At 69.0% G+C, this 25,349-nt stretch carries 20 protein-coding genes; 5 read left to right on the plus strand and 15 right to left on the minus strand.

Annotation, left to right across the window (positions count from 1 at the left end):
* Position 1: 1 nt before the first annotated feature.
* Positions 2–490 carry a glutathione peroxidase gene (locus EJP67_RS14795; RefSeq protein WP_126022461.1) on the plus strand — a complete coding sequence of 163 codons (489 nt, stop codon included), beginning with the start codon at positions 2–4 and terminating at the stop codon, positions 488–490.
* 22 nt (positions 491–512) lie between these two features.
* Here the strand turns inward: EJP67_RS14795 and EJP67_RS14800 are convergent, their stop codons facing one another.
* From EJP67_RS14800 to EJP67_RS14840, 9 genes are all read right to left on the minus strand, one after another.
* Positions 513–968, minus strand: a complete 456-nt coding sequence (locus EJP67_RS14800; protein WP_126022462.1) for a carboxypeptidase-like regulatory domain-containing protein — start codon at positions 966–968, stop codon at positions 513–515.
* Between the two features lie 101 nt (positions 969–1,069).
* Complete coding sequence (glcF, locus tag EJP67_RS14805) at positions 1,070–2,305, minus strand: glycolate oxidase subunit GlcF (protein WP_126022463.1); 1,236 nt, start codon at positions 2,303–2,305, stop codon at positions 1,070–1,072.
* A gap of 17 nt (positions 2,306–2,322) precedes the next feature.
* On the minus strand, positions 2,323–3,435 hold the full coding sequence (glcE, locus tag EJP67_RS14810) for a glycolate oxidase subunit GlcE (protein ID WP_206169504.1): 1,113 nt from the start codon (positions 3,433–3,435) through the stop codon (positions 2,323–2,325).
* A gap of 8 nt (positions 3,436–3,443) precedes the next feature.
* Positions 3,444–4,946, minus strand: coding sequence for an FAD-linked oxidase C-terminal domain-containing protein (locus tag EJP67_RS14815; RefSeq protein ID WP_126022465.1), 1,503 nt, complete (start codon positions 4,944–4,946; stop codon positions 3,444–3,446).
* A 126-nt stretch (positions 4,947–5,072) separates the two neighbouring features.
* The gene (locus EJP67_RS14820; protein ID WP_126022466.1) at positions 5,073–5,957 is read right to left on the minus strand and encodes a LysR substrate-binding domain-containing protein; all 885 of its coding nucleotides are present in this window, start codon (positions 5,955–5,957) and stop codon (positions 5,073–5,075) included.
* Positions 5,958–5,985: 28 nt separating this feature from the next.
* On the minus strand, positions 5,986–6,918 hold the full coding sequence (locus EJP67_RS14825; RefSeq protein WP_126022467.1) for an SMP-30/gluconolactonase/LRE family protein: 933 nt from the start codon (positions 6,916–6,918) through the stop codon (positions 5,986–5,988).
* A 190-nt stretch (positions 6,919–7,108) separates the two neighbouring features.
* Positions 7,109–8,545 (minus strand): ammonium transporter, encoded by a 1,437-nt coding sequence (locus EJP67_RS14830; protein WP_126022468.1) that lies wholly within the window; start codon positions 8,543–8,545, stop codon positions 7,109–7,111.
* Between the two features lie 29 nt (positions 8,546–8,574).
* Positions 8,575–8,913, minus strand: coding sequence for a P-II family nitrogen regulator (gene glnK / locus EJP67_RS14835; protein ID WP_007833403.1), 339 nt, complete (start codon positions 8,911–8,913; stop codon positions 8,575–8,577).
* A gap of 67 nt (positions 8,914–8,980) precedes the next feature.
* Complete coding sequence (locus tag EJP67_RS14840) at positions 8,981–9,859, minus strand: TorF family putative porin (RefSeq protein ID WP_126022469.1); 879 nt, start codon at positions 9,857–9,859, stop codon at positions 8,981–8,983.
* A gap of 214 nt (positions 9,860–10,073) precedes the next feature.
* Between EJP67_RS14840 and EJP67_RS14845 the strand changes: the two genes are divergently transcribed.
* The gene (locus tag EJP67_RS14845; RefSeq protein WP_126022470.1) at positions 10,074–11,618 is read left to right on the plus strand and encodes a YifB family Mg chelatase-like AAA ATPase; all 1,545 of its coding nucleotides are present in this window, start codon (positions 10,074–10,076) and stop codon (positions 11,616–11,618) included.
* Between the two features lie 88 nt (positions 11,619–11,706).
* On the opposite strand, the gene EJP67_RS14850 is transcribed toward EJP67_RS14845, so the two are convergent.
* The 6 genes from EJP67_RS14850 to tssJ all read right to left on the minus strand — a co-directional run bounded on the left by EJP67_RS14850 (position 11,707) and on the right by tssJ (position 21,868).
* Positions 11,707–13,770: a serine/threonine protein kinase gene (locus EJP67_RS14850; RefSeq protein WP_126022471.1), complete on the minus strand. Its 2,064-nt coding sequence runs from the start codon at positions 13,768–13,770 to the stop codon at positions 11,707–11,709.
* A gap of 127 nt (positions 13,771–13,897) precedes the next feature.
* On the minus strand, positions 13,898–14,611 hold the full coding sequence (gene tagF, locus EJP67_RS14855; protein ID WP_126022472.1) for a type VI secretion system-associated protein TagF: 714 nt from the start codon (positions 14,609–14,611) through the stop codon (positions 13,898–13,900).
* A gap of 130 nt (positions 14,612–14,741) precedes the next feature.
* Positions 14,742–18,404, minus strand: a complete 3,663-nt coding sequence (gene tssM, locus EJP67_RS14865) for a type VI secretion system membrane subunit TssM (RefSeq protein WP_126022473.1) — start codon at positions 18,402–18,404, stop codon at positions 14,742–14,744.
* A complete protein-coding gene (locus EJP67_RS14870; protein WP_126022474.1) occupies positions 18,404–19,789 on the minus strand; it encodes a DotU family type VI secretion system protein in 1,386 nt (461 codons plus the stop codon). The genes tssM and EJP67_RS14870 overlap by 1 nt, the downstream gene beginning before the upstream one ends.
* An 8-nt stretch (positions 19,790–19,797) precedes the next feature.
* Positions 19,798–21,093 (minus strand): type VI secretion system baseplate subunit TssK, encoded by a 1,296-nt coding sequence (tssK, locus tag EJP67_RS14875; RefSeq protein WP_240650671.1) that lies wholly within the window; start codon positions 21,091–21,093, stop codon positions 19,798–19,800.
* A gap of 256 nt (positions 21,094–21,349) precedes the next feature.
* Positions 21,350–21,868, minus strand: a complete 519-nt coding sequence (gene tssJ, locus EJP67_RS14880; RefSeq protein ID WP_093206787.1) for a type VI secretion system lipoprotein TssJ — start codon at positions 21,866–21,868, stop codon at positions 21,350–21,352.
* Between the two features lie 248 nt (positions 21,869–22,116).
* On the opposite strand from tssJ, the gene EJP67_RS14885 reads away from it, so the two are divergent.
* Genes EJP67_RS14885 through EJP67_RS14895 form a run of 3 tightly spaced genes read left to right on the plus strand, consistent with a single transcriptional unit; the run spans position 22,117 to position 25,349 of the window.
* Positions 22,117–22,416 (plus strand): TssQ family T6SS-associated lipoprotein, encoded by a 300-nt coding sequence (locus EJP67_RS14885; RefSeq protein WP_240650661.1) that lies wholly within the window; start codon positions 22,117–22,119, stop codon positions 22,414–22,416.
* 58 nt (positions 22,417–22,474) lie between these two features.
* Positions 22,475–24,532, plus strand: a complete 2,058-nt coding sequence (gene tagH / locus EJP67_RS14890) for a type VI secretion system-associated FHA domain protein TagH (protein WP_126022477.1) — start codon at positions 22,475–22,477, stop codon at positions 24,530–24,532.
* Complete coding sequence (locus EJP67_RS14895) at positions 24,525–25,349, plus strand: PP2C family protein-serine/threonine phosphatase (protein ID WP_126022478.1); 825 nt, start codon at positions 24,525–24,527, stop codon at positions 25,347–25,349. Before tagH ends, EJP67_RS14895 begins: the two co-directional genes overlap by 8 nt.

Consider the following 25,349-nt stretch of genomic DNA (forward strand, 5'->3'; position numbering starts at 1 on the left):
CATGACCAGCGTCTACGACTTCGAAGCCAACCTGATCGACGGCAAGCCGGTCAAGCTCTCCACCTTCAAGGGCAAGGTGCTGCTGATCGTCAACACCGCCAGCAAGTGCGGCTTCACGCCGCAGTTCGCGGGGCTGGAGGCGCTGCACGAGAAGTACGCCGGCAAGGGCCTCACCGTGCTGGGCTTTCCCTCGAACCAGTTCGGCGGGCAGGACCCGGGCACCAACGAGGAGATCGGCGCCTTCTGCACCACGAACTACGGCGTGAGCTTTCCGATGATGGAGAAGATCGACGTGAACGGCAGCAACGCCGCGCCGCTCTACCAGTGGCTCACGAAGGAAAAGCCGGGCCTGCTGGGCAGCACGGCCATCAAGTGGAACTTCACGAAGTTCCTCATCGGCCGCGACGGTACGGTGCTCAAGCGCTACGCGCCGCTGGATACGCCGGCTTCGCTCGAGCGCGACGTCGAGGCGGCGCTGGCCGCCGCCTGAGCGCCTTCGATCTCCGGCCTGTTCAGAACCTGAAATCGGCCGTCTTCGGCCCGCCGCCCACCGTCACGGCCTGGCTCTTGGTGGCGCCGCCGGGCGCCGCGACGTCGATCACGTAGCGTCCGTTCGGCACGTCGACCAGGCAGACCGGGCCGCTCGCGCGGAACGCCAGCGCGGCGGCATTGCCGGCGTCGCCGCCCTTGATCGTCACGTCGACGTTCGCCAGGTAAGCGCCATCGGCGCGCGCGAACAGCAGCGCGAGCGGATGTTCCTTCATCGCGGCGCGCATGGCCGTCGATTCGTCGGAGCCGATGCCGCCGCACACGTAGCGCGCCGGGCCCGCGCCCTGCCAGGGCGGCATGGCGCCCTGGGCCTGCGCGGCCGTGGCGCCGGCCGCGCAGGCGCAGGCCAGCAGCACGACCCGCAGCGAGGCGGGAATGGAAGGAATGTAAGGAATGGAAGGTGCGAGAACACGAGGCATGGCACTGGCTCCTTGCAGGTTCGATGCGGCCATGATGCGCCCCGAACCGGCGCCGCGCGAGTCGGACCAACCCCCTCCTGCTTGTCCGATGGCGCCTGCGTTCAGGCCTTTTGCCGCAGTGCAGCGTCCAGCAGTTCGACCCAATGCCGTACCGGCGTGTCGTCGCTGCCGCTTTGCAGGTGCGTGATGCAGCCGATGTTGGCCGAGGCGATCACCACCGGGCGCAGCTGCTTCAGGTGGCCCAGCTTGCGGTCGCGCAGCGGATAGGCCAGCTCGGGCTGCAGCACCGAGTACGTGCCGGCCGAGCCGCAGCACAGGTGCGATTCGTTCATCGCCACGCGCATGTCGAAGCCCAGCGCGCGCAGGTGCGTCTCGACGCCGCCGCGCAGCTTCTGGCCATGCTGCAGCGTGCACGGCGGGTGATATGCCACCACGCCCTCTGGCGCCTTCACGCGGGCCTTGAGCGCGGGCACGAGGTCGGGCAGCAGCTCGCTGAGGTCACGCGTGAGCTCGCTGATGCGCGCGGCCTTCAGCGCATAGGCCGTGTCGTGCTGCAGGATGTGGCCGTACTCGCGCACGGTGACGCCGCAGCCGGATGCATTCATGACGATGGCCTCGACCTCGTTGCGCCCCACGTAGGGCCACCACGCGTCGATGTTGGCGCGCATCTGCGCCTTGCCGCCCTCCTGGTCGTTCAGGTGGAACTTCACCGCGCCGCAGCAGCCGGCCTCGGGCGCGATCACGGCCTGGATACCGGCCGCGTCGAGCACGCGCGCGGTGGCGCTGTTGATGTTGGGCATCATCGACGGCTGCACGCAGCCCGCGAGCATCAGCACCTTGCGCGCATGCGTGGCGGTGGGCCAAGCGCCGGCATCCTGCTTCTCAGGCACCTTGGCCTTCAGCGCATCGGGCAGCAGGCCGCGCACCGACTGGCCCAGCTTCATCGCGGGGCCGAAGAGCGGCGACGGCAGGCCTTCCTTCAGCACCCAGCGCTGGGCCGATTCCATCGCGGGGCGCGGCACCTTCTCGTCGACGATTTTTCGGCCGATGTCGACCAGGTGGCCGTACTGCACGCCGCTCGGGCAGGTGCTCTCGCAGTTGCGGCAGGTCAGGCAGCGGTCCAGGTGCAGCTGCGTGCTGCGCGTGGGCGCCTTGCCTTCGAGCACCTGCTTGATGAGGTAGATGCGCCCGCGCGGGCCGTCGAGCTCGTCGCCGAGCAGCTGGTAGGTCGGGCAGGTGGCGGTGCAGAAGCCGCAGTGCACGCATTTGCGCAAAATGGCCTCGGCCTCGCGGCCTTCGTCGGTGCCTTTGAATTCGGGAGCGAGTTCGGTTTGCATGTCTTGCGTTCTTGTTCTCAGTTGGCGCTCAGCAGGCGGCCGCGATTGAAGATGCCATGCGGATCGAACTCGCGCATCAGCGCGCGCTGGATGCGCTCGACCGGCGCGCTCAGCGCATCGAAGCGCGGCACCCCTTCGTGCATGCCCGAACCCGGCAGCCGGAACAGCGTGGCGTGGCCGCCCGCCGCGCGCGCGATCTCGCGGATGCGCGCAGCCTGCGAGGGCGGCGCCTTGTACCAGCGCTGGCCGCCGTGCCATTCGATCAGCGGCGCGGCACCGTCGATGGAGAGCGCGGGCGCGGTCTGCGGCACCGATACGCGCCAGAGCGCGTCGGAGCCCTCGCCGGTGGCGAACCAGGGCAGCTGCTGGTCGCGCAGCGATTGCCAGTCGGCGGCGGCGCGCGCGTTGTCCTTGCGCTCGCCGCCGAGGTGCTCGCACGCGGCTTCGACGGCGGCGACCGCACCGCGCAGCCGCAGGTAGAGCGCGCCCGCGCCGGCGTACTCGAACCAGCAGCTCGCGTTCAGCGGCAGCGGCCGGCCGCCCCATTCGTTGAGCAGCCTCAGGGCATCGGCCTGGCTGCAGGCGAATTCGAGCGTGGCCTCGGCCGGCGGCACGGGTAGCACCTTGAGGCTGACCTCGGCGATCACGCCCAGCGTGCCGAGCGAGCCGGCGAGCACGCGCGAGACGTCGTAACCTGCGACGTTCTTCATCACCTGGCCGCCGAAGCTCAGCAGCTCGCCGCGGCCGTTGACCAGCGTGGCGCCGAGCACGTAGTCGCGCACCGAGCCGACGCTGGCGCGCGCCGGACCGCTGAGGCCGGCGGCGACCATGCCGCCGACAGTGCCGCCGCTTGCGAAGCACGGCGGCTCGAAAGGCAGGCACTGGCCCTTCTCGGCGAGCGCCGCTTCGAGCTCGGCCAGCGGCGTGCCCGCGCGCACGGTGACGACCAGCTCGCTCGGCTCGTAGCTCGTGATGCCGGCGAGCGCCCGCATGTCGAGCAGCTCGCCCTGCGGCGCCTCGCCGTAGAAATCCTTGGTGCCGCCTCCCCGGATGCACAGCGGGGTAGCGTCGGCTGCAGCGGTGCGGATGCGCTCGACGGTCTGGCGGAGGGCGTTGTCGTTGTTGTCCATCGCCATCCTCAGAACCTCGGCAGATCGGAATGCGGCAGCCTGCCGCCGCGCACCACCTGCTTGCCGTACTCGGCGCAGCGCTGCAGCGTGGGAATCACCTTGCCCGGGTTGAGCATGCCCTCGGGATCGAAGGCGCGCTTCACGCCGAACATCTGCTCGTTCTCGGCCGCCGTGAACTGCACGCACATGCTGTTGAGCTTTTCGACGCCCACGCCGTGCTCGCCCGAGACGGTGCCGCCCATCGCGACGCTGGTCTCCAGGATGTCGGCGCCGAAGAGTTCGCAGCGGTGCAGCTCGTCGGGGTCGTTGGCGTCGAACAGCACCAGCGGATGCAGGTTGCCGTCGCCCGCGTGGAAGACGTTGCAGCAGCGCAGGTCGTATTTCTTCTCCATCTCCTGGATGGCCAGCAGGATGTCGGCCAGGCGCTTGCGCGGGATGGTGGAGTCCAGGCACATGTAGTCGGGGCTGATGCGGCCCGAGGCGGGAAAGGCGTTCTTGCGCCCGCTCCAGAACCGCATGCGCTCCTCCTCGCTGTTGCTGCAGGCGATGGCGGTAGCGCCCGAGGCGCGCAGCACGGCGGTCATGCGGCCGATCTCTTCCTCCACCTCCTCGGGCGTGCCGTCGGACTCGCACAGCAGGATGGCGGCGGCGTCGAGGTCGTAGCCCGCGCGCACGAAGTCTTCGACCGCGGCGGTCATGGGCTTGTCCATCATCTCAAGCCCGGCCGGGATGATGCCGGCCGCGATCACCGCGGCCACCGCGTCGCCGGCCTTCCGCACGTCGTCGAAGCTGGCCATGATGCAGCGCGCGAGCTGCGGCTTGGGCACCAGCTTGACGGTGACCTCGGTGGTCACGGCCAGCATGCCCTCGCTGCCGATGACCAGCGCGAGCAGGTCGAGCCCCGGCGCGTCGAGCGCCTCGCCGCCGAACTCGATGGGCTCTCCCTCTGCCGTGAAGCCGCGCACGCGCATCACGTTGTGCAGCGTGAGCCCGTACTTGAGGCAGTGCACGCCGCCCGAGTTCTCGGCCACGTTGCCGCCGATGGTGCAGGCGATCTGGCTCGACGGATCGGGCGCGTAGTAGAGGTTGAAGGGCGCGGCCGCCTCGCTGATAGCGAGGTTGCGCACGCCGCACTGCACCACGGCCGTGCGGCTCACCGGATCGATCTTCAGGATGCGGTTGAACCTGGCGAGCGACAGCGTCACGCCCATGGTGTGCGGCATGGCGCCGCCCGAGAGCCCGGTGCCCGCGCCGCGCGCGACCACCGGCACGCCGAGCTGATGGCAGGCCTTGAGCACGGCGGCGACCTGCGCCTCGGTCTCGGGCAGGGCCACAACCAGCGGGCGGGCGCGGTAGGCGGTGAGGCCGTCGCACTCGTAGGGAGTCGTGTCCTCGTCGTGCCAGATCAGCGCGTGGGCCGGCAGGTGCGGCTGCAGCGCGCGCACGATCTGCGCCTGGCGCTGCGTTTTCTGTAGCGAATCGTGTTGCGTGGGGGTCAGCGGCGCGTTCATGCGGCGGCCTCTTTTCTTCTGTTCGCGGATGTCTCGGGTGTACCGCACTCTACGGGCATTGCGGCAGCCCCGGGTTGATGGATTTTTGCCGGCTGCTTGAAAGAACTTCGCGCTGGGCCGTCCGGTTCAGCGCAGGCTCTGTTCCAGCCAGTCTGCAAAAGCCGCGCATTCCCAGCGCTCGAGCGTGCCGGTCTGCCAGCAGATGTAGTGCCGGTGCGGCGAAGTCACCGCCTGATCGGACAGCGCCACCAGCCGCCCCGATTCGAACCACTCCGCGCCCAGCTTCTGCCGCACCAGCGCCACACCGAAGCCGCTGGCGGCCGCGTCGTACATCAGCCCCAGGTCGTTGAACTGCGAGCCGATGGCGGGCTCGGGCTGGTCGATGCCGCAGCTCGCGAACCAGGTGCCCCAGGGCTCGAGCGGGCTTCGGATGAGCCGCGCGGCGGCGATCTCGGCCGCGCTGCGAAAATCCGCGAAGGGGCCGAACTCGTTGAGGTAGCTCGGGCTGCAGGCGGGCACCACCTGCTCGCCGATCAGCAGCCGGTGTTCGCAGTCGGCATAGCCGCCGGGGCCGTAACGCACCTCGAGGTCGGCCTGCTCTGCCGTCACGTCGAGCAGCGGAATCGACACCTGCAGCACGAGCTCGATGTCGGGGTAGATGTTGCGGAACAGCTCCAGCCTCGGCATGAGGAACTGCCGGCTGAAGGTGGGCGTGACCGCGATACGCAGCCGCGTGGCGCGCTGCGCGGCACTGCCGCCCAGAGGCGTCGCCTGCAGCGCGGCGAGCCCCGTGCGCACGTTCGCGAGGTAGGCCGCGCCGTCGGCCGTGAGGCTGAAGTCGCCGCGCCCGAAGAGCTTGAAGCCGACGTGCGATTCGAGCTGCCGGATGCGGTGGCTCACGGCGCTGGGCGTCACGCACAGCTCGTCGGCCGCGCGGCCCGCATGCCGCAGCCGCGCCACGGCCTCGAAGGTCAGCAGGCACTGGATCGGCGGGATGTGCTGCAGGGCCATGCGTCTCGCCCGGTGCTCCGTTCCCGGTTCAGTCTTCGAAGAAGCTGACCGGCAGGCCGGGCGTGTCGACGCGCGTCGAGATCACCGTGCCCGATGCCGGTCGCTGCGCGATCTCGGCTGCGGGCCGGCCCTTGCGACCGCTGGTGACGAACAGCGTCTGCAGGTCGTCGCCGCCGAAGCAGGGCATGGTCGGGCACTGCACGGGCACGGGCACCGAGGCCACGATCTCGCCCGAAGGCGCGAAGCGCAGCAGCTGCGCGCCCTCGAACATGGCCACCCAGTAGTGGCCCTGCGCGTCGACGGTGGCGCCGTCGGGGCGGCCCTGGTAGCCCAGCGGTGCATCGGCGCTCCAACCCTCGGGCTTGGCCTCGAACTGGTGGAACACGCGCGCGCGCGAGAGCGAGTTGGCCTCGGCGTCCCAGTCCCATGCGCAGACCACGTGCGCGGCGGTGTCGGCCCAGTAGAGGGTGCGCGCATCGGGCGAGAAGGCCAGGCCGTTGGCGGTGGTGGACTCGTTGGCCATCTGCGTGAGCGTGGGCGAGACGCCGGTGCCGGGGCGCGCGTCGAAGCAGTAGAGCGCGGCGTTGGCGCGGTCCTTCGCCTCGTTGAGCGAGCCGCCCCAGAAGCGGCCCAGCGGGTCGCACTTGCCGTCGTTGAAGCGCATGGTGCGCACGTCGTGCTCCACGCGCGCCATCACGGCCAGCTCGCCACCCCACTCGCGCGCGCGATAGATGCCGTCGCGCAGCGCGATCACGAGGCCGCCGCTGCGCGCCGGGGCCATGCAGCCGGGCTCGGTGGGCAGGGGCCAGCGCTCGACCTTCGCATCGGGCGATCCGATCTCGCCGCGCGTGCGCAGTACGGCACGGCCGGGAATGTCGAGCCAGTAGAGCGATCGTTCTTCGGGGTGCCAGAACGGCGATTCGCCGAGCTCGCAGAGGCTGTCTTCGATGGAGGTCCACATGGTGGCGAGATTCTGCTCCCGCCCGTCAGGGCTCCGGACAAAAAAATGCCCGCTGGCGCCGGAGCGCTCGCGGGCTGAACATCCAAAGGAGACCTCGCTTGAAAAACTCGTTACGCGGAATTCTTCTTGTTGTAGATGGTGGTCATTCATGCAATGGCGGGCTGCCCGCAGGCGAGCCCGCCAGAGCGGATCAGCGGTTGTATGCGGTTTCGCCGTGCGAGGAGATGTCGAGGCCTTCGCGCTCTTCTTCTTCCGACACACGCAGGCCGAGGGTCAGGTCGGCGATCTTGTAGGCGATGAAGGCCACGATGCCGGACCACACGACGGTGAGCAGCACGCTCTTGATCTGGATCCAGACCTGTGCGCCCATCGCGAAGGTGTCGGGCGTCGCGCCGCCGGTGCCGCCCAGGCCCTTGGCAGCGAACACGCCGGTCAGGATGGCACCCAGGATACCGCCCACGCCGTGCACGCCGAACACGTCGAACGCGTCGTCGGCACCGAGCATGCGCTTCAGGCCACCCACGCCCCACAGGCAGACCAGGCCGGCCAGCAGGCCCAGCACGATCGAACCCATCGGGCCGACGAAACCGGCGGCGGGCGTGACGGCCACCAGGCCGGCGACGGCACCGGATGCTGCACCCAGCATCGAGGCCTTGCCCTTGTGCAGGCTCTCGCCCAGGATCCACGACAGGGCCGCGGCGGCGGTGGCGAGCACCGTGTTCACGAAGGCCAGGCCGGCGACGGCGTTGGCAGCACCGGCCGAGCCGGCGTTGAAGCCGAACCAGCCGACCCACAGCAGCGAAGCGCCGACCATGGTGAGCGTGAGCGAGTGAGGCGTGAAGGCTTCCTTGCCGTAGCCCACGCGCTTGCCGACCATGTAGGCACCGACCAGGCCGGCCACACCGGCGTTGATGTGCACCACGGTGCCGCCGGCGAAGTCGAGCGCGCCGTCCTTGCCCAGCAGGCCGCCGCCCCACACGATGTGGGCGATCGGCACATAGCTGAAGGTGAACCACAGCACCGAGAACAGCAGCACGGCCGAGAACTTGGCGCGTTCGGCGAAGGCGCCGACGATCAGCGCCACGGTGATGGCCGCGAAGGTGCCCTGGAAGGCGACGAACACGTATTCGGGAATCGTGGTCAGCGCGCCGAAGGTCTCCTGCGTGATGCCCTTCATGAAGATCTTGTCGAATCCTCCGAAGAAGTTGCCGTCACCCGAGAAGGCCAGGCTGTAGCCGTAGACGGCCCACAGGATGCTGATCAGCGAGAAGATCACGAAGACCTGCATCAGCACCGACAGCATGTTCTTCGAGCGGCCCAGGCCGCCATAGAACAGCGCGAGGCCGGGGATGGTCATCAGGATCACGAGAAGGGTCGAAGTGAGCATCCAGGCGGTGTCGCCGGAGTCGATCTTCGGAGCGGGAGCCGCGGCGGGCGCAGCGGGAGCTGCATCGGCGGCGGCGGGGGCTGCAGCTGCGGGCGCCGCAGCCGGGGCGGGCGCGGCGGCAGCGGGTGCCGACGCGGCCGGGGCCTCGGCCGTGGCCGCGGCGGGAGTCTGCGCGAAGCCGGTGGTACCGGCGGCCAGCACGCTCAAGCCGAGCGCAAGAGAGACAAGCAGTTTTTTCATAGTCGTTGTTCTTTCGGGCCAGGACTCGATCAGAGGGCTTCGCGGCCCGTTTCGCCGGTGCGGATGCGAACGACCTGTTCGAGGTTGTAGACGAAAATCTTGCCGTCGCCGATCTTGCCGGTGCGCGCAGCGCCTTCCACCGCCTCGATCACGCGATCGACGAGGTCGTCGGAGACGGCCGCTTCGATCTTGACCTTGGGCAGGAAGTCGACCACGTATTCGGCGCCGCGGTAGAGCTCCGTGTGGCCCTTCTGGCGGCCGAAGCCCTTCACCTCGGTGACGGTGATCCCCTGCACGCCGATGGCCGACAGCGCCTCGCGCACTTCGTCGAGCTTGAACGGTTTGATGATGGCTGTGACCAGCTTCATGAGTTTTCTCCTTCGGATGGAAATGAAATGGCGCGGCAGCTTGGGCCGCACCTCGTTGTTGTATGGATTACAGCGTCTTCGTCAGCGTGAGGATGAAGCGCGCCTTGTTCGGCGAGTAGTAGGTCGTGCCGAAGGTGCCGAAGCCGTAGTCGACGCCCGGGTTGCTCACCGCGAGGTACGAGTTCTTCTTGTTGGCGCCCTGCACAGAGCCCGTCAGCGACAGGCCGTTGCCGAAGTCGTAGCTCGCGCCGATGTTGTAGTCGACGTAGCTCTTGTAGCCCAGGCTGCGGATGTCGCTGGACATGTTGGTGAAGCCCACCGCGGCCTTCAGCGTGACCTTGGGCACGATCTCCTTGCTGTACGACAGGTTCAGGTAGCCCGTGTTCGTGCCCTTCAGGCCCGAGCCGGCCTTGTTGCCGGCGTAGCCGAAGTAGTCCTTCGACACGGTGTGCGAGTACTTGGCGGTGAAGGAGCCGAAGCTGTCGTTCGCGTAGGTGGCGCCGACGTACAGCTCGGTGGTGTTGCCCGAGGAGTTGCCCGGGTAGATGTAGGTGAGCGCACCGACGTCCATGTCCAGCGGGCCGGCCTTGAACTTGTAGCCGCCGTACACGTCCATCTCGATGCTGTTGCCCTTGAGCCAGTTGACGCTCGAGTTCCAGTTGCCCACGTAGAAGCCGCTGTCGCCGAAGGCGTAGTCGAGGCCGCCCTGGATCGCGGGCTTGAAGCCCTTGGTCTTGGCGTAGTCGTTCTTGCCGATCATGTCCTGGTCCTGGCCACGGAACTTGTAGTTCGTGGTGATGGACACGTTGCCGGTCAGATTCGGGGCGGGAGCTGCCGCAGGCGCTGCTGCGGCGTCGGTCGTTGCAGTCTGCGCCAGGGCCGCGCCGGACGCGGTCAATGCGGTGGCCAGAACGATCAGCGCCTGGGCGGCGGTACGGTGCGTCATCAGGGAACTCCTCGCAAGTGTGTGGTTGGACCGGAAGGCTCAAAGCAGGGAGCGTGCCAAAGTGCACGAATGCCGCCCCTTGCAGCCGTGTCCGCGGCGCGGTTGAGAGCCAAATCGTTACAACAGCTGTTGCGAGTGGTTGCAGATGCACGGTGCGCCGCACCACCGCGGGAATGCTCAAAAAACGCGCACCATCTTGGGGAGAGGGAGAGAAATGGGACTGTCTTTGGTGCAAAGCCGCGCCTTGCTGGGTCTTGAAGCGGCCAGTGTCACGGTTGAGGTGCATCTGGCGAACGGCCTGCCCAGCTTCACGCTGGTCGGCCTGGTCGAGACCGAGGTCAAGGAGGCGCGAGAGCGCGTGCGCTCGGCGCTGCAGAACGCGGGGCTGGAGTTCCCCAACAACAAGCGCATCACGGTCAACCTCGCGCCGGCCGACCTGCCGAAGGACTCCGGACGCTTCGATCTGCCCATCGCGCTGGGCATCCTCGCGGCCAGCGGCCAGATAGACAACGCGAAGCTCGCCGGCCACGAGTTCGCCGGCGAGCTCTCGCTTTCGGGCGAGCTGCGGCCCGTGCGCGGCGCGCTGGCCATGGCGCTCGCGCTGCACACGCGCGGCGTCGCGACGCGGCTGGTGCTGCCCCTGGAAAGTGCGCAGGAGGCGGCGCTGGTACCAGGCGGCGAGGTGTATGGCGCCAGGCATCTGCTGGACGTGGTGCGCCAGTTCGTGGCCACCGACGACGAGGCTTCACAGTTGCCCGACACCACGGACGACGGCTGGGCGCGCATCCGGGCCGCGCCCGACACGAACCCGCCCCGCTACGCCGATCTTGCGGAAGTGAAGGGACACACGGGCGTCAAGCGCGTGCTCGAAATCGCCGCGGCGGGCGGCCACAGCCTGCTGATGGTGGGCGAGCCTGGCTCGGGCAAGTCGATGCTCGCCCAGCGCTTCGCGGGGCTGCTGCCGTCGATGCACATCGACGAGGCACTGGAGAGCGCGGCCGTGGCCAGCCTGGGTGGGCGCTTCGCGACCGAGCGGTGGCGGGTGCGGCCGACATGCTCGCCGCACCATACGGCGAGCGCGGTGGCACTGGTCGGCGGGGGCTCCCCGCCACGGCCCGGTGAAATCTCCCGCGCGCACCATGGAGTCCTTTTTCTCGACGAATTTCCCGAGTTCGCCAGATCCGCCCTCGAAGCGCTGCGCGAGCCTCTGGAGACCGGCACCATCACCATCGCCCGCGCCGCGCGGCGCGCCGAATTCCCGGCGCGCTTCCAGCTCGTCGCCGCGATGAACCCATGTCCCTGCGGCTATCTCGGCTCGTCATCCAGGCCCTGCCGCTGCACGCACGAGCAAGTCTCGCGCTACCAGGGCAAGCTCAGCGGCCCGCTGCTCGACCGGATCGACCTGCACATCGAAGTGCCTCCGGTGTCCGCGCAGCTGCTGCTCGAGGCGCCCGCGGGCGAATCGACCGACAGCATCCGCGAACGCGTGGTCGCCGCGCGCGAGCGCGCGATGCAGCGCCAGGGCCATGCCAACCAGTCGCTGCAAGGCGCGGCCATCGACCGTCATGCGGCACTCGACGACGCGGCGCGCGCGTTCATGTTCAACGCCGCCGCCAAGCTCGGCTGGTCGGCGCGCAGCACGCACCGGGCGCTGAAGGTGGCGCGCACGATCGCGGACCTGGCCGGGTCGCAGGCCGTGCAGGTCGGGCACCTCGCGGAGGCGGTGCAGTATCGAAGGGCGTTGCGCGGGGCCGCCTAAAGCGAGATATGCAAGAGCGCGCTCCCGCATCGCGCACGTAACCCCGAGGCGGGTCGCGGCCCGGAGCCGGCAGGGCCGCAGGATCCGGCTACTTGAACTCGTGGCTCACAACGGGCGCCGACTTGCTGTCCTGCACCGTCACGCGCTGCCGGTACACCTCGAGGTCGCCGTTGCGCACTTCGATGTTGTAGATGCCGGGGCGCAGCGACAGCGACTTCAGCGGCGGACTGACGCCACGGTCGGCGCCGTCGACGAACACCTGGCCCCAAGGCCGCACGTTGAACAGCACGCGCCCCATGCCGGGCGCTGCCGCGGGCGGAGTGGCGGTGGCGCCAGGCGTGCCGGGCGTGGCGCCGGCCACGGTGGTTCCGGGCGGCTGTGTGCCGGGGGCAACGGGAACCGAAGGCGGCGAGACGCGGTTGATCTCGGCGATGGCGTTGCGCGCCTCGCGGGCGTGCAGGCCGCGGCGGTAGCGGCGCAGGTAGGCCTCGTAGCCTTCGCGCGTGTTCTCGCTCTGCGCGAGGTTCCAGTCCTCGGCTTCGGCGGTGGCCAATGCGGATTCGGGCGGCGTGGCCGGTGTTGCGGGCGTCGCCGGCGCAGTCCCGGGCGTGGTGACCGGAACGTTCTCGAGCGGCGCCAGGGGCCCGGTGGATGCTGCGGGCGCGCTGGCCGCCGCGGCCGGGGGCAGCGCCGCGGCACCGCCGGCCACGGCCGGCGGCACGCCGTCGGTGGCCGGCGGCGTGGCGGTACCGGTCGTGGCCGCTGGCGGCATCGCTGCCGGCGGCGCTGTGCTGGTCGACATCGGATCGCTGGGCGGCGGCACCGGCACCATCGCGGTCTTGGGCTCCTGCGGCTGCATGCCCGAAGTGAGGCGCAGGCCGATCCACGCACCCACGGCGACGAGCGCGATCAGCAGCACGCCGACCATGCCCCAGGGCGGGCGCTTGAGCTTCTGTTTCTGCGCGGGCGCGGCAGCCACGGCCTTGCGGGCCTTGGCGCGGCTGTCGCGCTCGTCCTGCGCCGCGCGCGGTACAGGCGCCGGCGCGGGAGCGCGCACCGGTTCGGGCGCGGCCACCGGCATGGGCATCGACATCGGTTCCAGCGGCGCCGGCGCCGACACCGGCGAGAACTGCTGCGGCGTGAGCTGCGGAGGCGGCGGCGTGGCCGAAACGGGCGCGGCGGGAATGATCACCGCCGGCACGCCCATGCCGCTCACATAGATGTCGCCCAGCTTCACCAGCCCGAGCTCGGCGGCGAAGGCGGCCACGGTCTGCGTGCGGTCCTTGCTGTGCACGGCCAGCGTGTGGTCAACGGCGGCGCAGAAGGCCGGGCTCAGGTCGTCGCGGCCCATGGACGACAGCGGCACGTAGGCATCCTGCACGCTGCGCACCACGGCCGAAGGCGGCGGATGGCCGGTGACCGCGCGGTACAGCACAGCGCCCAGCGCGTACAGGTCGGTCCATGCGCCCTGCAGCAGGGTGTTGTCGTCGGCGTACTGCTCGATGGGCGAGTAGCCCGACTTCACCATCACCGCCACCTCGTCGACGAGGTCGGCGATGGACTTGCGCGCCGCGCCGAAGTCGAGCAGCACCGGCATGTCGTCCTGCTGGATGAAGATGTTGTCGGGCGCGATGTCGCGATGGAAGCACTGGCTGCGGTGCAGCGTCTCCAGCGCGCCCAGCAGCGGCCCCAGCATGCCCAGCAGCCAGGGCTCGGTGATCTTGCCGGGCTCTTCCTCGGCCAGGCGGCGCAGCGTGCGGCCCTTGTAGAGCTGGATCGCCATGTAGGCGGTGGAATTCGCCTCCCAGAAGCGATGCACCCGCACCAGCGCCGGGTGGCTGAACTGCGCGAGGGTGCGCGCCTCGTTGATGAAGCTGCGCAGGCCCGCCTGGAAGGTGGCCGTGAGCCGCTCGGAGCGCACGTGCACGCTGTTGTCGCCCACGCGGCGCGCGAGCATCGCGGGCATGTATTCCTTGATGGCGACCTCGCGCTGCAGGGAGTGGTCGTAGGCGCGGTAGACGATGCCGAAGCCGCCCTCGCCGATCACCTCGAGCAGCTCGAACTCGTCGAGGCGGTGGTTGGCGCCCAGTGGATGCGGGCGCTCGTCCTGCGTGTCGGCCGCCGGGCTTCCGATGCCGTGCGTGGTCGTCATGCTTCTTTTCCTCCTGCGGGACGGCCGCCCACATGGTCCTCACGGTCCTCACGGTCCTCATGGCCCTCACGGCCCCCATGCCCCTCTTGGCCCCCCCGGGCCTGCCGGCCGATATGGCTCTTCTTGTTCATGCCCATGGCACATGTCCCTGCGAAAACAACTTGGAAAACAGCGGCGTGTTGAGCCCGCCGCCATGGGCCGCGGTGCGCAACGGAGACCCGTCGGCCTGGTTGGTCCACCAGTAGCTGGTGCTGCCGAAAGGGTCGAAGCACAGTGGAAGCTCTGGCCAGCCCAGGCGCTGCTGGGCGCTGGCGCCACCGGCCGTAGGCCCGAGGATCGAAAGGATGTCGTCCGAACCGCCGCTGGCCGTCTGGAAGCCCGCGCGGCCGGCCGCCAGCACCTGGCTGTCGAACTGGTCGGGCGCCACGCCGTGGCGGATGGCCTGCAGCATCGCGCTGCCGCACTGCCAGTACCACTCGGCCGAGCCTTCGAGCACCGAGGGGCGGTAATTGCGCGCGGCCACCTGCAGGGTGATGCACACGGGGTAATAGCGGCCCACCCGGTCGCAGCTGGGTGCGATGCAGCCGAACTGCACCGCGTCGACGCCCTGCGTGGCGGGAATCGCGAAGTTCCACACCGGCGCCACCGCGTAGTGGCGCGTCATCGCGTCGGGCCAGCGCTTGAAGCTGCCCAGGCCGTTCTGCATCCAGCGATCCCACCAGGCCTGCAGCTCGCGCGGCATGCGGCGATAGAGGAAGTCGCCGGCGGAGGGCAGCTTGCCGTACCAGCCGATCTGCTCGTCGACCGGCACCCATGCCTGTGGAGGAATGCTGCTGTTCATTGCATGTGCCTCGAAACAACATCGCGGCATATACCAGGAACACCGCGGAACCGGCTTCGCCGGGCCGCTGGTGTTGCCCCCTGCAAGGGGGTTGGAGAAGCGACACGAAGTGCGCGAAGCCTGGGGGTGTTCATGATTTCCCGGGGCACGAGAAGCTGTTCATCTGCGGCAGGCGCAGCGGGTTGTAGACGCTGTTGGCGGTGACCGCGAGCACCACCTTCTTGCCTTGCAGGTCGAAGCTGGCGTTGAAGGATTCGGGCGAGCTGCCCGCCGAGATGGAAGCCTTGTCGAAGAGCCGGTGCAGCGCCCACGGCCCTTCGGTCACGATGCCGCCGGCCGGCGTGCCGTTGGCGGTGGTCACCTGCAGGCGCACCTGGTTGCTGTTGCGCGGGCCCGGCCACTTGATGGTGCTGGGCGCCTGCGGGCCGTGGGCGTAGCGAACCGTCTGGCCGTCGACGTCGAGCGTGAACTGCGTGAGCGCCGCGTCCATGTCCTCGGGCCGGATGTCGATGGTGAACGAGGGCGTGCGACCGCCCGCCATGCCCGAGAAGAACACGTCGCGGATCGCCTGCGCCTTCTGGAACGAATCGAGGTACGCCGAGCGCCCGGTGGCACTGCCGTCCACGCCGCGCTTGAAAGTCCAGGGGTTGACCGAGGTGTCGACCTGCGTGATGAGGTTCTTCTGGAAGAAGTCGTCCATCATCCCGCCCGGCGCGAACAGCTGCGCGAAGTCGCCCGAAGCCACGTCGCGGCTGGAGCCGCGCGTGAACGGATAGCGCCCCGCGATCGCCTGGTTGCAGAACGAGCCGATGCTGGCCGCCGCGCTCTGCCCGATGTTCTGCCGTGTGACCGCAGCCGCCTTCGAAGAGGCGGTGGCCGAGAGGTCGTTCAGCATGCCCTGGAAGGGCACCGGCAGGCGCCCCGCCTCTGCCTGCACCTTGGTGACCGCGTCGCTGGTCGGCGGGATGTTGCCGCTGCGCAGCGCCGTGTCGGTGGCGGTGAGGAAGTTGTAGAGCTCGTTGATGAGTGCGGCCGTCGCGTCGATGGGCGCCTGCCCGCCCTGCTTGGGCGCAGTGACCATGCGGCGCAGCGGCTCGAAGTGGTTGTCCACCAGCGACTCGGGGCGGTCCACGCGCGTGTTGCGGCGCTGGCTGCCGTCGGGCTGGCCGATGAGCTGCTCGATGCGCTCGCGCGTGCTCTGCACGCGGTTCTGCGCCTGGTCGAGCAGGCTGCGCGCGGCCTCGTCGTGGTTGCGCAGCAGGTCGGTCTCGCGCGCGGCGCCGCGGATGATGCGCGACATCGGCGACTCGGCGGTCGACAGCACGCGCGTCATCTGGATGCTCTGCAGCAGCGAGCGGCTGTCGGCCAGGCGGATGTCGACGAGATAGTCGTCCCACACCTTGATGTAGTCGGTGAGGTAGAGCCGGCGCACTTCGCGCAGCAGCAGCTCGCGCGAGGTGATGTCGGCGATGCCGGGCGCGCGGATCTGCAGCACCCAGCGGTCTTCCTGCTCGAGCGACAGCGCGGTCTCGGCCATGCGCTTGTCGAAGATGTCCCAGTAGCCCCGGTAGGTGAAGAGCGTCGGGATGCCGTCGGTCAGCGGCTTGCCGCTCGCGCGGCGGATGACCAGCGCCGACTCGGCGCCGCCTGCCTCGGCGATGGTGAAGGCATTGGGCTGGCTGGTCTGCAGCAGGATGCGGCGCAGCCGCGCATACGAGCGCTGCGCCAGCGGCACGCCGGCCAGGCGCTCGCGCGTCTGCGTGATGAGCCTGTCGTCCTTCGCGAAGGGCGAGGTCACCACGCGGCCCGAGAACAGCGCCTTCAGGTGCGACTCCAGGTTGGCGCGCTGCTCGCGCGTGAGCGAGGCGCCGATCTTGCGGTCGACGTCGGTGAGCAGCCACGCCTGCAGGAAGTCGGCGTCATAGCGCTCGGCGTCGTACAGCATGAGGTAGGCCTTGAGCGCCTCGTAGCTGTATTCGGCGTCGTTCTTCGCGGCCTCGCGCAGCGACTGCTCCACGCGCTGCGCGGCCTGCGGCAGCAGCACGGTCTCGAGCGCGCGCTGGTAGACGCCGTCGGTCGCCGCCTGCAGCTTCTCGCCCTGGTACAGGCCGAAGCGGTAGGAGGTCGGCGGATCGCCGATGTCGAAGTGGCTGGACTTCGGCAGGTCGCGCAGCCTGTCGAGGATGAGCAGAGAGCTCGCGATGTCGCCGCTGGTGTCGACCACCGTGGGCAGCTCGCCGCGCGCCGCGGCCTTGTTGAAGGCCTTGGCGTTGGTGTCGACCTCGGCCACGTACTCCTTGTTATTGCGCCAGCTGTTCACACAGGCGCCCAGCAGCAGCACCAGCAGCACGCCGATCACGCTGTAGCCCGCGATGTCGATGGCCCGCTTGCGCCGGTACCAGCGCAGGTTGGTGCCGGCCACGCCCGCGTCGCGGAAGATCACCTGCTGCAGCAGCTCCTTCAGGAAGTAGCTCTTGCCCGGGCCCGGCGGCGGCGCCGGCGGCGCGTTGACCTGCAGGTAGCGCTTGATGGCGCCCATCACGCGGTCGAAGGCCGTGCCCTCCTGCGTGCCGCTGGTGAAGTACACGCCGCGCAGCATCGACGCGGCCTCGAACTTCGACGGGTTGAACACGTCGGCCAGGAAGGTGCCGAGGATGTCCTCGAAGCTCGCGAACTGCTGCGGCAGCAGGTAGGCCTGCGCACGGCGCATCGGGTCGGACTCGGCCGCCAGCAGCTCGGGCAGTCGCTCGTCCAGGCGCTGGTGCAGCAGCTTGTATTCCTGGTGGAAGCGCTCGCGCAGGTCGCCGCCCACGGGCGCCGCGCCCTTGTTGCCCTTGCCGGCCTTCGCCGGGTTGCCCTGGATCGGGAAGGTGAAGCCCCACACCTGCTGGCGCTCCGCGCGGCCCAGCGAGCCGAAGTACTCGTTGAAGCCGGCCAGCAGGTCGGTCTTGGTGACCAGCACGTACACCGGGAAATCGATGCCAAGGTCGTTGCGCAGCTCCAGCAGCCGCTTGCGCAGCGCCATCGCGTGGCGCGCGCGCTGCGCGTCGTCGGCCAGCGGCAGGTCGGCGATGCTGATGGTGAGGATCGCACCGTTGATCGGCTGGCGCGGGCGGAACTTCTTCAGCAGATCGATGAAGCCCTTCCACTCGCCCTCGTCGGTCTCGCGGTTGCTCTCGTGCGTGGTGTAGCGCCCGGCCGTGTCGATCAGCACCGCCTCGTTGGTGAACCACCAGTCGCAGTTGCGCGTGCCGCCGATGCCTCGCACCGCCGCCTTGCCGAGCTGGTCGGCCAGGGGGAAGTCGAGGTCGGAATTGACCAGCGCGGTGGTCTTGCCCGAGCCCGGCGCGCCGATGAAGATGTACCAGGGCAACTGGTACAGGTACTGCCGGTCGAACAGCGAGAAGCGGCTCGCGGGCTTGCCGTCGGCATCCGCGCCGAAGCGCATGTTCTTCAGGATGTTGGTGGCGTCGGTGAAGCCGCTTTGCAGCTCCTTGATCTCGGGCGCGTCCTCGGGCTTGGCCTCCTTCTCGCTCTTGGAGGGCGTGCGCAGCTGGTTGAGCAGCTGCGCGTTGAGCCGGCGCTCGCGCCACTTGCGGTAGATGACGCGCACGAGCCAGATCGCGAACATCAGCACGATGACCACGATGCGCACGATCTCGTCCTCGAGCGGGCGGTAGCGGCCCACCGCGATGGCCGGGCCGATGACCCAGATCAGGAAGGCGAGCGCGACCAGGCCCAGGAAGACCCACAGGTCGCGGCTGATGAGAAAACGGAAGATGGCGCGCAGCATCAGCGGGTGCCTCCGGAGCGCGGTGCGGGGGCAGGTACGGGCGCGGGGGCAACGAGCGGCGCAGGAGCCACCGGCGCCACCAGCAGCGTCACCTCGACGCGGCGGTTGCGGGCGCGGTTGGCGGGCGAGTCGTTGGGCACCAGCGGGTCGGCGTCACCGCGGCCTTCGGCGCGCAGGCGCTCGGGCCGCGCAATGCGCGCTGCGATCATCTTCTTCACCGCGTCGGCGCGGGCCTGCGAGAGTTGCCAGTTGGAGGGGAAGCGCACGCTGCGGATCGGCTGGTCGTCGCTGAAGCCGCTGACCAGCACATTGCCTTCCACGGAATTGAGCGCGTCGGCCACCCGCGCGAGCACCGGCGCGTAGCGGTCGAGCACGCGGTCGGAGCCCGAGGCGAAGAGGCCGTCGCCGCGCAGCACCACGACACTGCGATCCGCCTCGTCGCGCACGGTGAGCAGTCCTTCGCGAATTTCAGGCTCGAGGAAGCGCTGCAGGCGCGGCACCGGCGCCGGCATGACGACGGCACGCTCGGCCTGCGGCAGGCGCACCGCATTGACGGCCGCGAACGCACCGTCGGAGTGGCCCGCGAGGTTGAAGGTGAGAAACGCGAACACACCCACCAGCAGCACCGCCGCTACCGCGCCCACGGCCCACACCGGTAGCCAGTTGCGCGAGCGGCGCACGGGCGCGCTGCCGTCCTGCCAGTGCGGCGACAGCGGCACCGGGATCTCGCCGCGCGTCTGCCGGATGATCTGCAGCAGCCGCTGCTTGAGCGTCTCGAGCTGCGAGCGGCCGTTGTCGATGACGCGGAAGCGCCCCTCGAAGCCCATGGCCAGGCAGAAGTAGATGAGCTCGATCAGGTGCAGGTGCTGCTGCGGGTTCTGCACCAGGCGCGACAGGAGCTGGAAGAACTTCTCGCCGCCCCAGGTCTCGTTGTGGAACATCACCAGCAGGCTCTGCGACGACCAGATGCTGCCGCCCCACGGCGTGAGCGCCGCGGCCTCGTCGACCGCGGTGCACAGGCAATAACGCGCACCGATGATCACCTCGGGCGCGATGCCCGCCTGCTGCGCGCGCGTCTCGAAGCGGCGCACCTCGTCGACGAGGTGCTCGCGCAGCTGCGAGGGCGCGGGATGGTGGCCGGTGGCGCGGATCTGCGGGATCAGGTCGAGCAGCGGGTTGGCCGCGGCCACCAGCGGGTTGTTGCCCGCGAGCGCCGTGTCGCCCGCATGCGGACGCCGCGCGTCATGCCATGCGGTGAAGGAGTCGGGTTGCGCACCGAGTCCGCGCTGCGCGGCGGGCATGCCGCCCGCATCGGCGTTGCCGCCACCCGGGTTCGGCGGCACGAAGCCCCCCGGGCCGACGGCCATGTCGTTGACACCGTTCATAGAGTCCCTCACGGACGGATGGCCCAGAACTCCATGGCCAGACCGGGAAAGTCACCGGCCAGGTGCATCGCCACGCCGCCCGATTTCTCGAGCTGGCGCCACATGTCGCCGCTCTTGTCGAGTTCGAAATAGTGGTAGCCCGCGTTGTACGGAATCTGCCGCGGCGCCACCGGCAGCGGACGCACCACCACGCCCGGCAGCTGCAGCTGCACGAGGTCGCGGATGCGCTCGACCGAGCCGATCTTCACCTGCGTGGGGAAGCGCTGCTGGATGGCGTCGGCCGGCAGGTCGGCATGCACCGCGAGCACGAAGCCCGCGTTGCGCACCAGCACCGGGTCGGGCATGCGGCCTACGCGCACGCCGTGGCTGCGCTCCTCGAGCTCGATGGCGATCGCGCTCTGCTCGAGCACGGCGGAGAGCGAACGCCGGAGCTCCTCGAGCAGCGGGCGAATGCATTCGTTGAGGTTGTCGTGGTCGTAGATCGGCCACAGCACCGGACGGCGCGTAGGCGACGTGTGCGTGGCCAGGTGGCAGGCCAGCTTGAGCCAGTCGACGAAAAGCTCTTCGGGGTGCACCTGCACGGCCTGCTGCGCATGCCAGGTGAGCGCGAGATATCGGTTGACCAGCTCGAGCAGAAGGAAGTCGGAAACTTCGCTCACGCCGCCGCGGCCGGGTTGCGAGAGGCGCGAGGCCAGTGCCTCCGAGCGCTGCGTGAGCAGGCCGTGCAGCTCCGCGATCATGCTGCGCAGCATGGCGTGCGCGGAGGCGTCGAGCACCGGCGGGATGTAGTTGGCGTCGACCACCAGCTTGTGGTCGGTGCGGCGCTCGATCACGCGGACCGCGCCGATGGCCTGCCATTCGGCAGTGAGGGAAGACGCACGGGCAAGGCGCAGGCGTGGTGACGCGAGCTGCAGCACGGCCGGGCCCAAGGCGACGGCATTGCCGTCGTTCACCTCGCGTTCGATCACGCCGAAGCGCGCGGCGGAGCCTTCGTCTTCCGAAAAGATGACTTCCTCGCTGCCGGGCCTGCGCAAGGGCAGCGCGAGAACGATGAGTTCGTCGGTGAGATCGCTGGGCACTTCATAAGGAAGCGGCGCGTCTTCGGCGCCGAACGAGAATGGCGTGCCGTCGGGCATCACGCCCGCGCCGCCGAGCAGCGACACGCGGCCCAGCGCGTAGGCGTCGCGATCGATGTCCAGGTGCAGCCAGCCCCAGTAGGCGCCTTGCAGGCCCGCGGTGCGCCGGGTCACGTACTGCTCGACATAGCGTTCCATTTGCTGGAAGTGCTGTGGGCGCAGGTACATGCCCTCGGACCACACAACGCGATTCGCCAATGCCTGCGGATGAGCGCCGTTCTTTGCGGCGCCCCGATTGCGAACTGTCACCAAAAAGTCCTCCTGGGGAGTGCTCACGCCGGAGCGGGAGATGCGCTGGAGAGCGGCCTCCCGGTCCACTTGTTTTGCTCTCGATGCTACACGTCGAGTCTTACGTTTTGCACCGCATTTCGCTTGTGAATTTCTCGCACTTTGGTACTAGCGAATCAATACCTTCGGTCCAAAGTTAACGACTTGGTAGCAGCTCTATGCCTGTCTTGCGCACAGCGACATGCACGGCCTGCTCGCTCGGCGAGAACTGCCACACCTTGTACAGGTTGGTTTGCTTGGGCTCCTTCAGCGGCAGCACGATGCGCCAGCGAGCGGCCTCCAGCTTGCGATAACCGGCGATGATGCCTATGGCGCGCGAGTCCAGACCGGCCTCGCGCTTGAATACCCGCTCTTCGCCGCTGCGCATGATCGCCTGGTCGGCGTTGACCAGTTCCGTGCTCAGCGTTTCCCTGTCACGGTCTTGTAATGCGAAGTAGTCTGCTGTCTCGAAGTTACCGGAAGATTTCAATTCGAAGACTTTCACCAGGATGGGAGCGGCCTGTCCTCGTCCGTCCGGGTTGACGCCGTCGTCGATCCTGATGGTGACGGCGTAGGGCGTGGGCATTGACTTGGCCGTCGATGCGCATCCGCTGATGAGGCCCGCAAACAACGGTGTGGTTGCGAGTGCGCCTTGTAGCAAGCTTCGTCGATGCATTGAAATCTCCCGAGGGTTCGCGGCTTATATTATCGAAGTCATGCGCCCTTACGATGGTGCATGGCGTGCATGTCGCGACTGAGCGGCACACTATCTCAAGCATTGCCTTTTCATTGCCCTTTGCAAGGTAGGAGAGAAGATTGAAGTCATGTCTGCCTGCTCTGGCGTTAGCTCTTCTTGCGGTCGCCGGTTGCACGACCACACCGCCGCCGGAGCCCGCGCCCCAACCCGAACGACTGAGCCAGCAAGTGGCGCGCACCACGCTCGAGAAGGCGCAACAGGCGTATGACGAAGGCGACTATGCCAAGGCACTCAGCACGCTCAAGAGCGGCGGCGTCTCGGTGTTCGAAGCCGCGGAGCCGGGCACGCGCCTCGATGCGATGAAGCTCGAGGCCTTCAGCTACTGCGTGGCCAACCAGATCCCCGAATGCCGGCTGCAGTTCCGCAAGATCCTCGATGCGTTCCCGACCTTCGAGCTCAATGTGGCGGAGCGCAAGCATCCGGTGTGGGGCCCCGCGTTCGAGGCCGCCAAGCGAATGAAGCGTTGATGAAGAACATCGCGGCCGCACCGGCACCGCGGCGCGAGAAGACCAACACGGAGAAGCCATGCGTTGGACAGTGATCGAACACGCGGGCAGGCCGGTGGCCACGGGCCCCTCGGCATTGCTCGCCGCGCCCGGAGGAACGATCGGACGCAGCCCCGACAACAATCTTGTGCTGCCTGACGAGCAGCGCCAGATCTCGCGCCTGCAGGCCACCGTGCGCTTCGACGACGATGGCGCCGCGGTGCTGCGCAACATGAGCGCGGTGCTGCCCATCAGCGTGAACGGACGCCCGCTTGCGCACGAGCAGGAATCGCGCGTGGCCGATGGCGACCGGGTGACGATCGGCAGCTATGTGCTGGAGGCCTCTAGCGCTCAGCATGCCGCGCGCCCTGTTGCACCACCACCCCCGCCCTTTTCCCCACCACCGGCAGCGGCGCCGGCTCAGTACATGCCACCGCCTCCGATGGCCGCGCCACCGATATCGGCAGCAGGCCCCATCGATGCGCTGCTTCCGTCTTCCGGCGCATCCGACGTCTTCTCCGACCTGTTCGGCGAAGGGGCCCTGCCCATCGGAGACACGCAGCCCACGGTGGCAATGCCATCGCCGCCGCGCCAGGCGGTGCCGGCGCCGCCGCCACCTGCTGCTTTCGCCCCGTCGCCACCCAGCCCGGCTTTTGTTCCCCCGCTGCAGCAGCAATACCAGCAGCCGCCTGCGCCCGCACCCGCGCCTCAGCCCGATCCCTGGGCGACGCTTTCGCAATCGACTCCGCCCACTCGGAGCCCGGGCACGAACGCCAGCTCGTCGCAGATGCCCTCCGCGGCCGACTGGGACGCCATCCTCGCCAACGCACCGCGCCGTGTCGACACAACGCCCGCGCCGATGCCCGACCCGATGGCGCACGAGCCCTTCGAGCTGCCGTCGCAGGCACGCCGCAATCCGGTCGACCCGCTCGCCGAGCTGAATCCCGACGCGACCAGGGACATGTCTGACGTTGCGCTCAAGCGCGGCGTCGATCCACTGTCCTTCTTCGCGTCCGACGAGAGCGCGCATTCGCCGCTCTCCGACCCGCGCCCCACGGCACTGACCCATACCGATCCGCTGCTGCCGGGCGACACGCACCCGGCGGTCGACCTGCTGCACAACAACAGGCCGGCCGCACCGGGCTACAGCCATTCGAACCATGCGCGCGAAGTGGCGGCGCAGTTCCGTCCGCCGAATCCGGTGGCGATGCCGGCACCTGCGCCGGCACCTGTCGTCGAACCGCCGCGAGTGGAAGCAACGCCCTCGCCTCCACCCCCGCCTCCGCCCGCGCCGGTTCCGCCCCCACCACCTCCGCCGCCCTCTCCTCCCGCGCCACCGCCTGCGCCCGTGATGCAGGAGACAAGACCCGAGCCGCCCCTCTTTACGGAGCCGCCGCCGGTGGCAGAACCTGTCCCGGCACCCGAAGCGGCGACGTCAGCACCCTCGCCAGCAAACACGCCGCAGCCCGGGACAGCAGCGCTTCCATCGTCTTCATCGGAAGCCCTCTTCAGGGCTTTCCTCGAGGGCGCCGGCGTTCCGGAAGTCGCCGGCCAGCAGCCGCTCGACATCGAAGCCATGCAGCGGCTCGGCCGCATCATGCGTGCCTTCACCGACGGCACCATCGAACTGCTGTCTTCGCGCGCCATGCTCAAGCGCGAGGTGCGCGCCGAGATCACGATGATCGTGGACGAGGAGAACAACCCCTTCAAGATCCTGCCCAATGGCCGCGCCGTGCTGATGCAGATGTTCGGTGCGCGCATGCCCGGCTTCCTGCCGCCCGAGGCCGCCGTGCACGACGCGCTCGGCGACCTGCAGTCGCACCAACTCGGCATGGTCGCGGGCATGCGCGCCGCGCTGCTCACGCTGCTCAAGCGCTTCGACCCCGCCGCTCTCAGCCGCGACACCCCTCACGACGGCAGCCTCGGCGAGAAGCTGCTGCCCGGCGGCCGCGAAGCGCGCCTGTGGCGCGAGCTGCAGCAGCTGCACACCGAGACCACGGCGGCCGTCGAGGACGACTTCCAGGCCGTGTTCGGCCGGGCCTTCCAGCAGGCCTACGACAAGGAGATGGAACGGCTGAAGGAGATGCGCCGTGCTTGAAGCCACACGCTCTTCCTCGTCCTCCTCCTCGTTCGCCGTGCCGATCTCGACCTCGCAGTTCTCCTGCGTCGGCGAGCGCAGCGGCAACCAGGACGCCATCGGCTACCACCTCGACGAACGCAACGGCTGCTTCGTGGTGAGCGACGGTGTCGGCGGCAACGCGGGCGGCGAGCTGGCCTCGCGCATCGCGGTCGACACCGCACTCGACACCTTCGTCGCTGCGCCCTCGCTGGCGGCCGACAACATCCAGCGCTGCGTGAAGGCGGCGAACGACGCCATCCTTGCCAAGCAGCGCGAGCTGACCGAGCAGAGCCGCATGAGCGCGACCTTCGTGTCGCTGTTCGTCGACCGCATCACCAACCAGGCCTGCTGGGCGCACGTGGGCGACAGCCGCCTCTACTGGTTCCGCCGCGGCGCACTGATGCAGCGCACGGAGGACCACAGCCTGTCGGAGCGCTCGGGCGATGCGGCCGCGAGCCATCAGAACGGCGGCGAGCGGCTGGTGAAAACCAATCTGCTGTACCGCGCGCTCGGTGCGCGCGCGACCGCCGAGGCCACCATCACCGCGCCGCAGCGGCTGGCCGATGGTGATGCATTCCTGCTTTGTACCGATGGGCTTTGGCAGCTGATCTCGCAGCAGGTGATGGAGCGCTCGCTGCAGCTGGCCGACAGCGCGGAGGAATGGCTGGCACTGATCCGCCGCGCGGCGGAAGCCAAGGCCGATGATTCGCAGGACAACTACTCGGCGCTGGCGGTGTGGGTGGGGTTTCCGCAGCAGGTGACGCTGGCGGGCGCGGCGTCACCGCGCAACGGCTGA

This window comes from Variovorax guangxiensis (assembly GCF_003952165.1).
Taxonomy (GTDB): Bacteria; Pseudomonadota; Gammaproteobacteria; order Burkholderiales; family Burkholderiaceae_C; genus Variovorax; species Variovorax guangxiensis.

Coding starts and splice junctions, on each gene's coding strand:
- EJP67_RS14795 (WP_126022461.1), top strand. CDS start 2: ATGACCAGCGTCTACGACTTCGAAGCCAACCTGATCGACGGCAAGCCG.
- EJP67_RS14800 (WP_126022462.1), bottom strand. CDS start 968: ATGCCTCGTGTTCTCGCACCTTCCATTCCTTACATTCCTTCCATTCCC.
- glcF (WP_126022463.1), bottom strand. CDS start 2,305: ATGCAAACCGAACTCGCTCCCGAATTCAAAGGCACCGACGAAGGCCGC.
- glcE (WP_206169504.1), bottom strand. CDS start 3,435: ATGGACAACAACGACAACGCCCTCCGCCAGACCGTCGAGCGCATCCGC.
- EJP67_RS14815 (WP_126022465.1), bottom strand. CDS start 4,946: ATGAACGCGCCGCTGACCCCCACGCAACACGATTCGCTACAGAAAACG.
- EJP67_RS14820 (WP_126022466.1), bottom strand. CDS start 5,957: ATGGCCCTGCAGCACATCCCGCCGATCCAGTGCCTGCTGACCTTCGAG.
- EJP67_RS14825 (WP_126022467.1), bottom strand. CDS start 6,918: ATGTGGACCTCCATCGAAGACAGCCTCTGCGAGCTCGGCGAATCGCCG.
- EJP67_RS14830 (WP_126022468.1), bottom strand. CDS start 8,545: ATGAAAAAACTGCTTGTCTCTCTTGCGCTCGGCTTGAGCGTGCTGGCC.
- glnK (WP_007833403.1), bottom strand. CDS start 8,913: ATGAAGCTGGTCACAGCCATCATCAAACCGTTCAAGCTCGACGAAGTG.
- EJP67_RS14840 (WP_126022469.1), bottom strand. CDS start 9,859: ATGACGCACCGTACCGCCGCCCAGGCGCTGATCGTTCTGGCCACCGCA.
- EJP67_RS14845 (WP_126022470.1), top strand. CDS start 10,074: ATGGGACTGTCTTTGGTGCAAAGCCGCGCCTTGCTGGGTCTTGAAGCG.
- EJP67_RS14850 (WP_126022471.1), bottom strand. CDS start 13,770: ATGACGACCACGCACGGCATCGGAAGCCCGGCGGCCGACACGCAGGAC.
- tagF (WP_126022472.1), bottom strand. CDS start 14,611: ATGAACAGCAGCATTCCTCCACAGGCATGGGTGCCGGTCGACGAGCAG.
- tssM (WP_126022473.1), bottom strand. CDS start 18,404: ATGCTGCGCGCCATCTTCCGTTTTCTCATCAGCCGCGACCTGTGGGTC.
- EJP67_RS14870 (WP_126022474.1), bottom strand. CDS start 19,789: ATGAACGGTGTCAACGACATGGCCGTCGGCCCGGGGGGCTTCGTGCCG.
- tssK (WP_240650671.1), bottom strand. CDS start 21,093: ATGTACCTGCGCCCACAGCACTTCCAGCAAATGGAACGCTATGTCGAG.
- tssJ (WP_093206787.1), bottom strand. CDS start 21,868: ATGCATCGACGAAGCTTGCTACAAGGCGCACTCGCAACCACACCGTTG.
- tagH (WP_126022477.1), top strand. CDS start 22,475: ATGCGTTGGACAGTGATCGAACACGCGGGCAGGCCGGTGGCCACGGGC.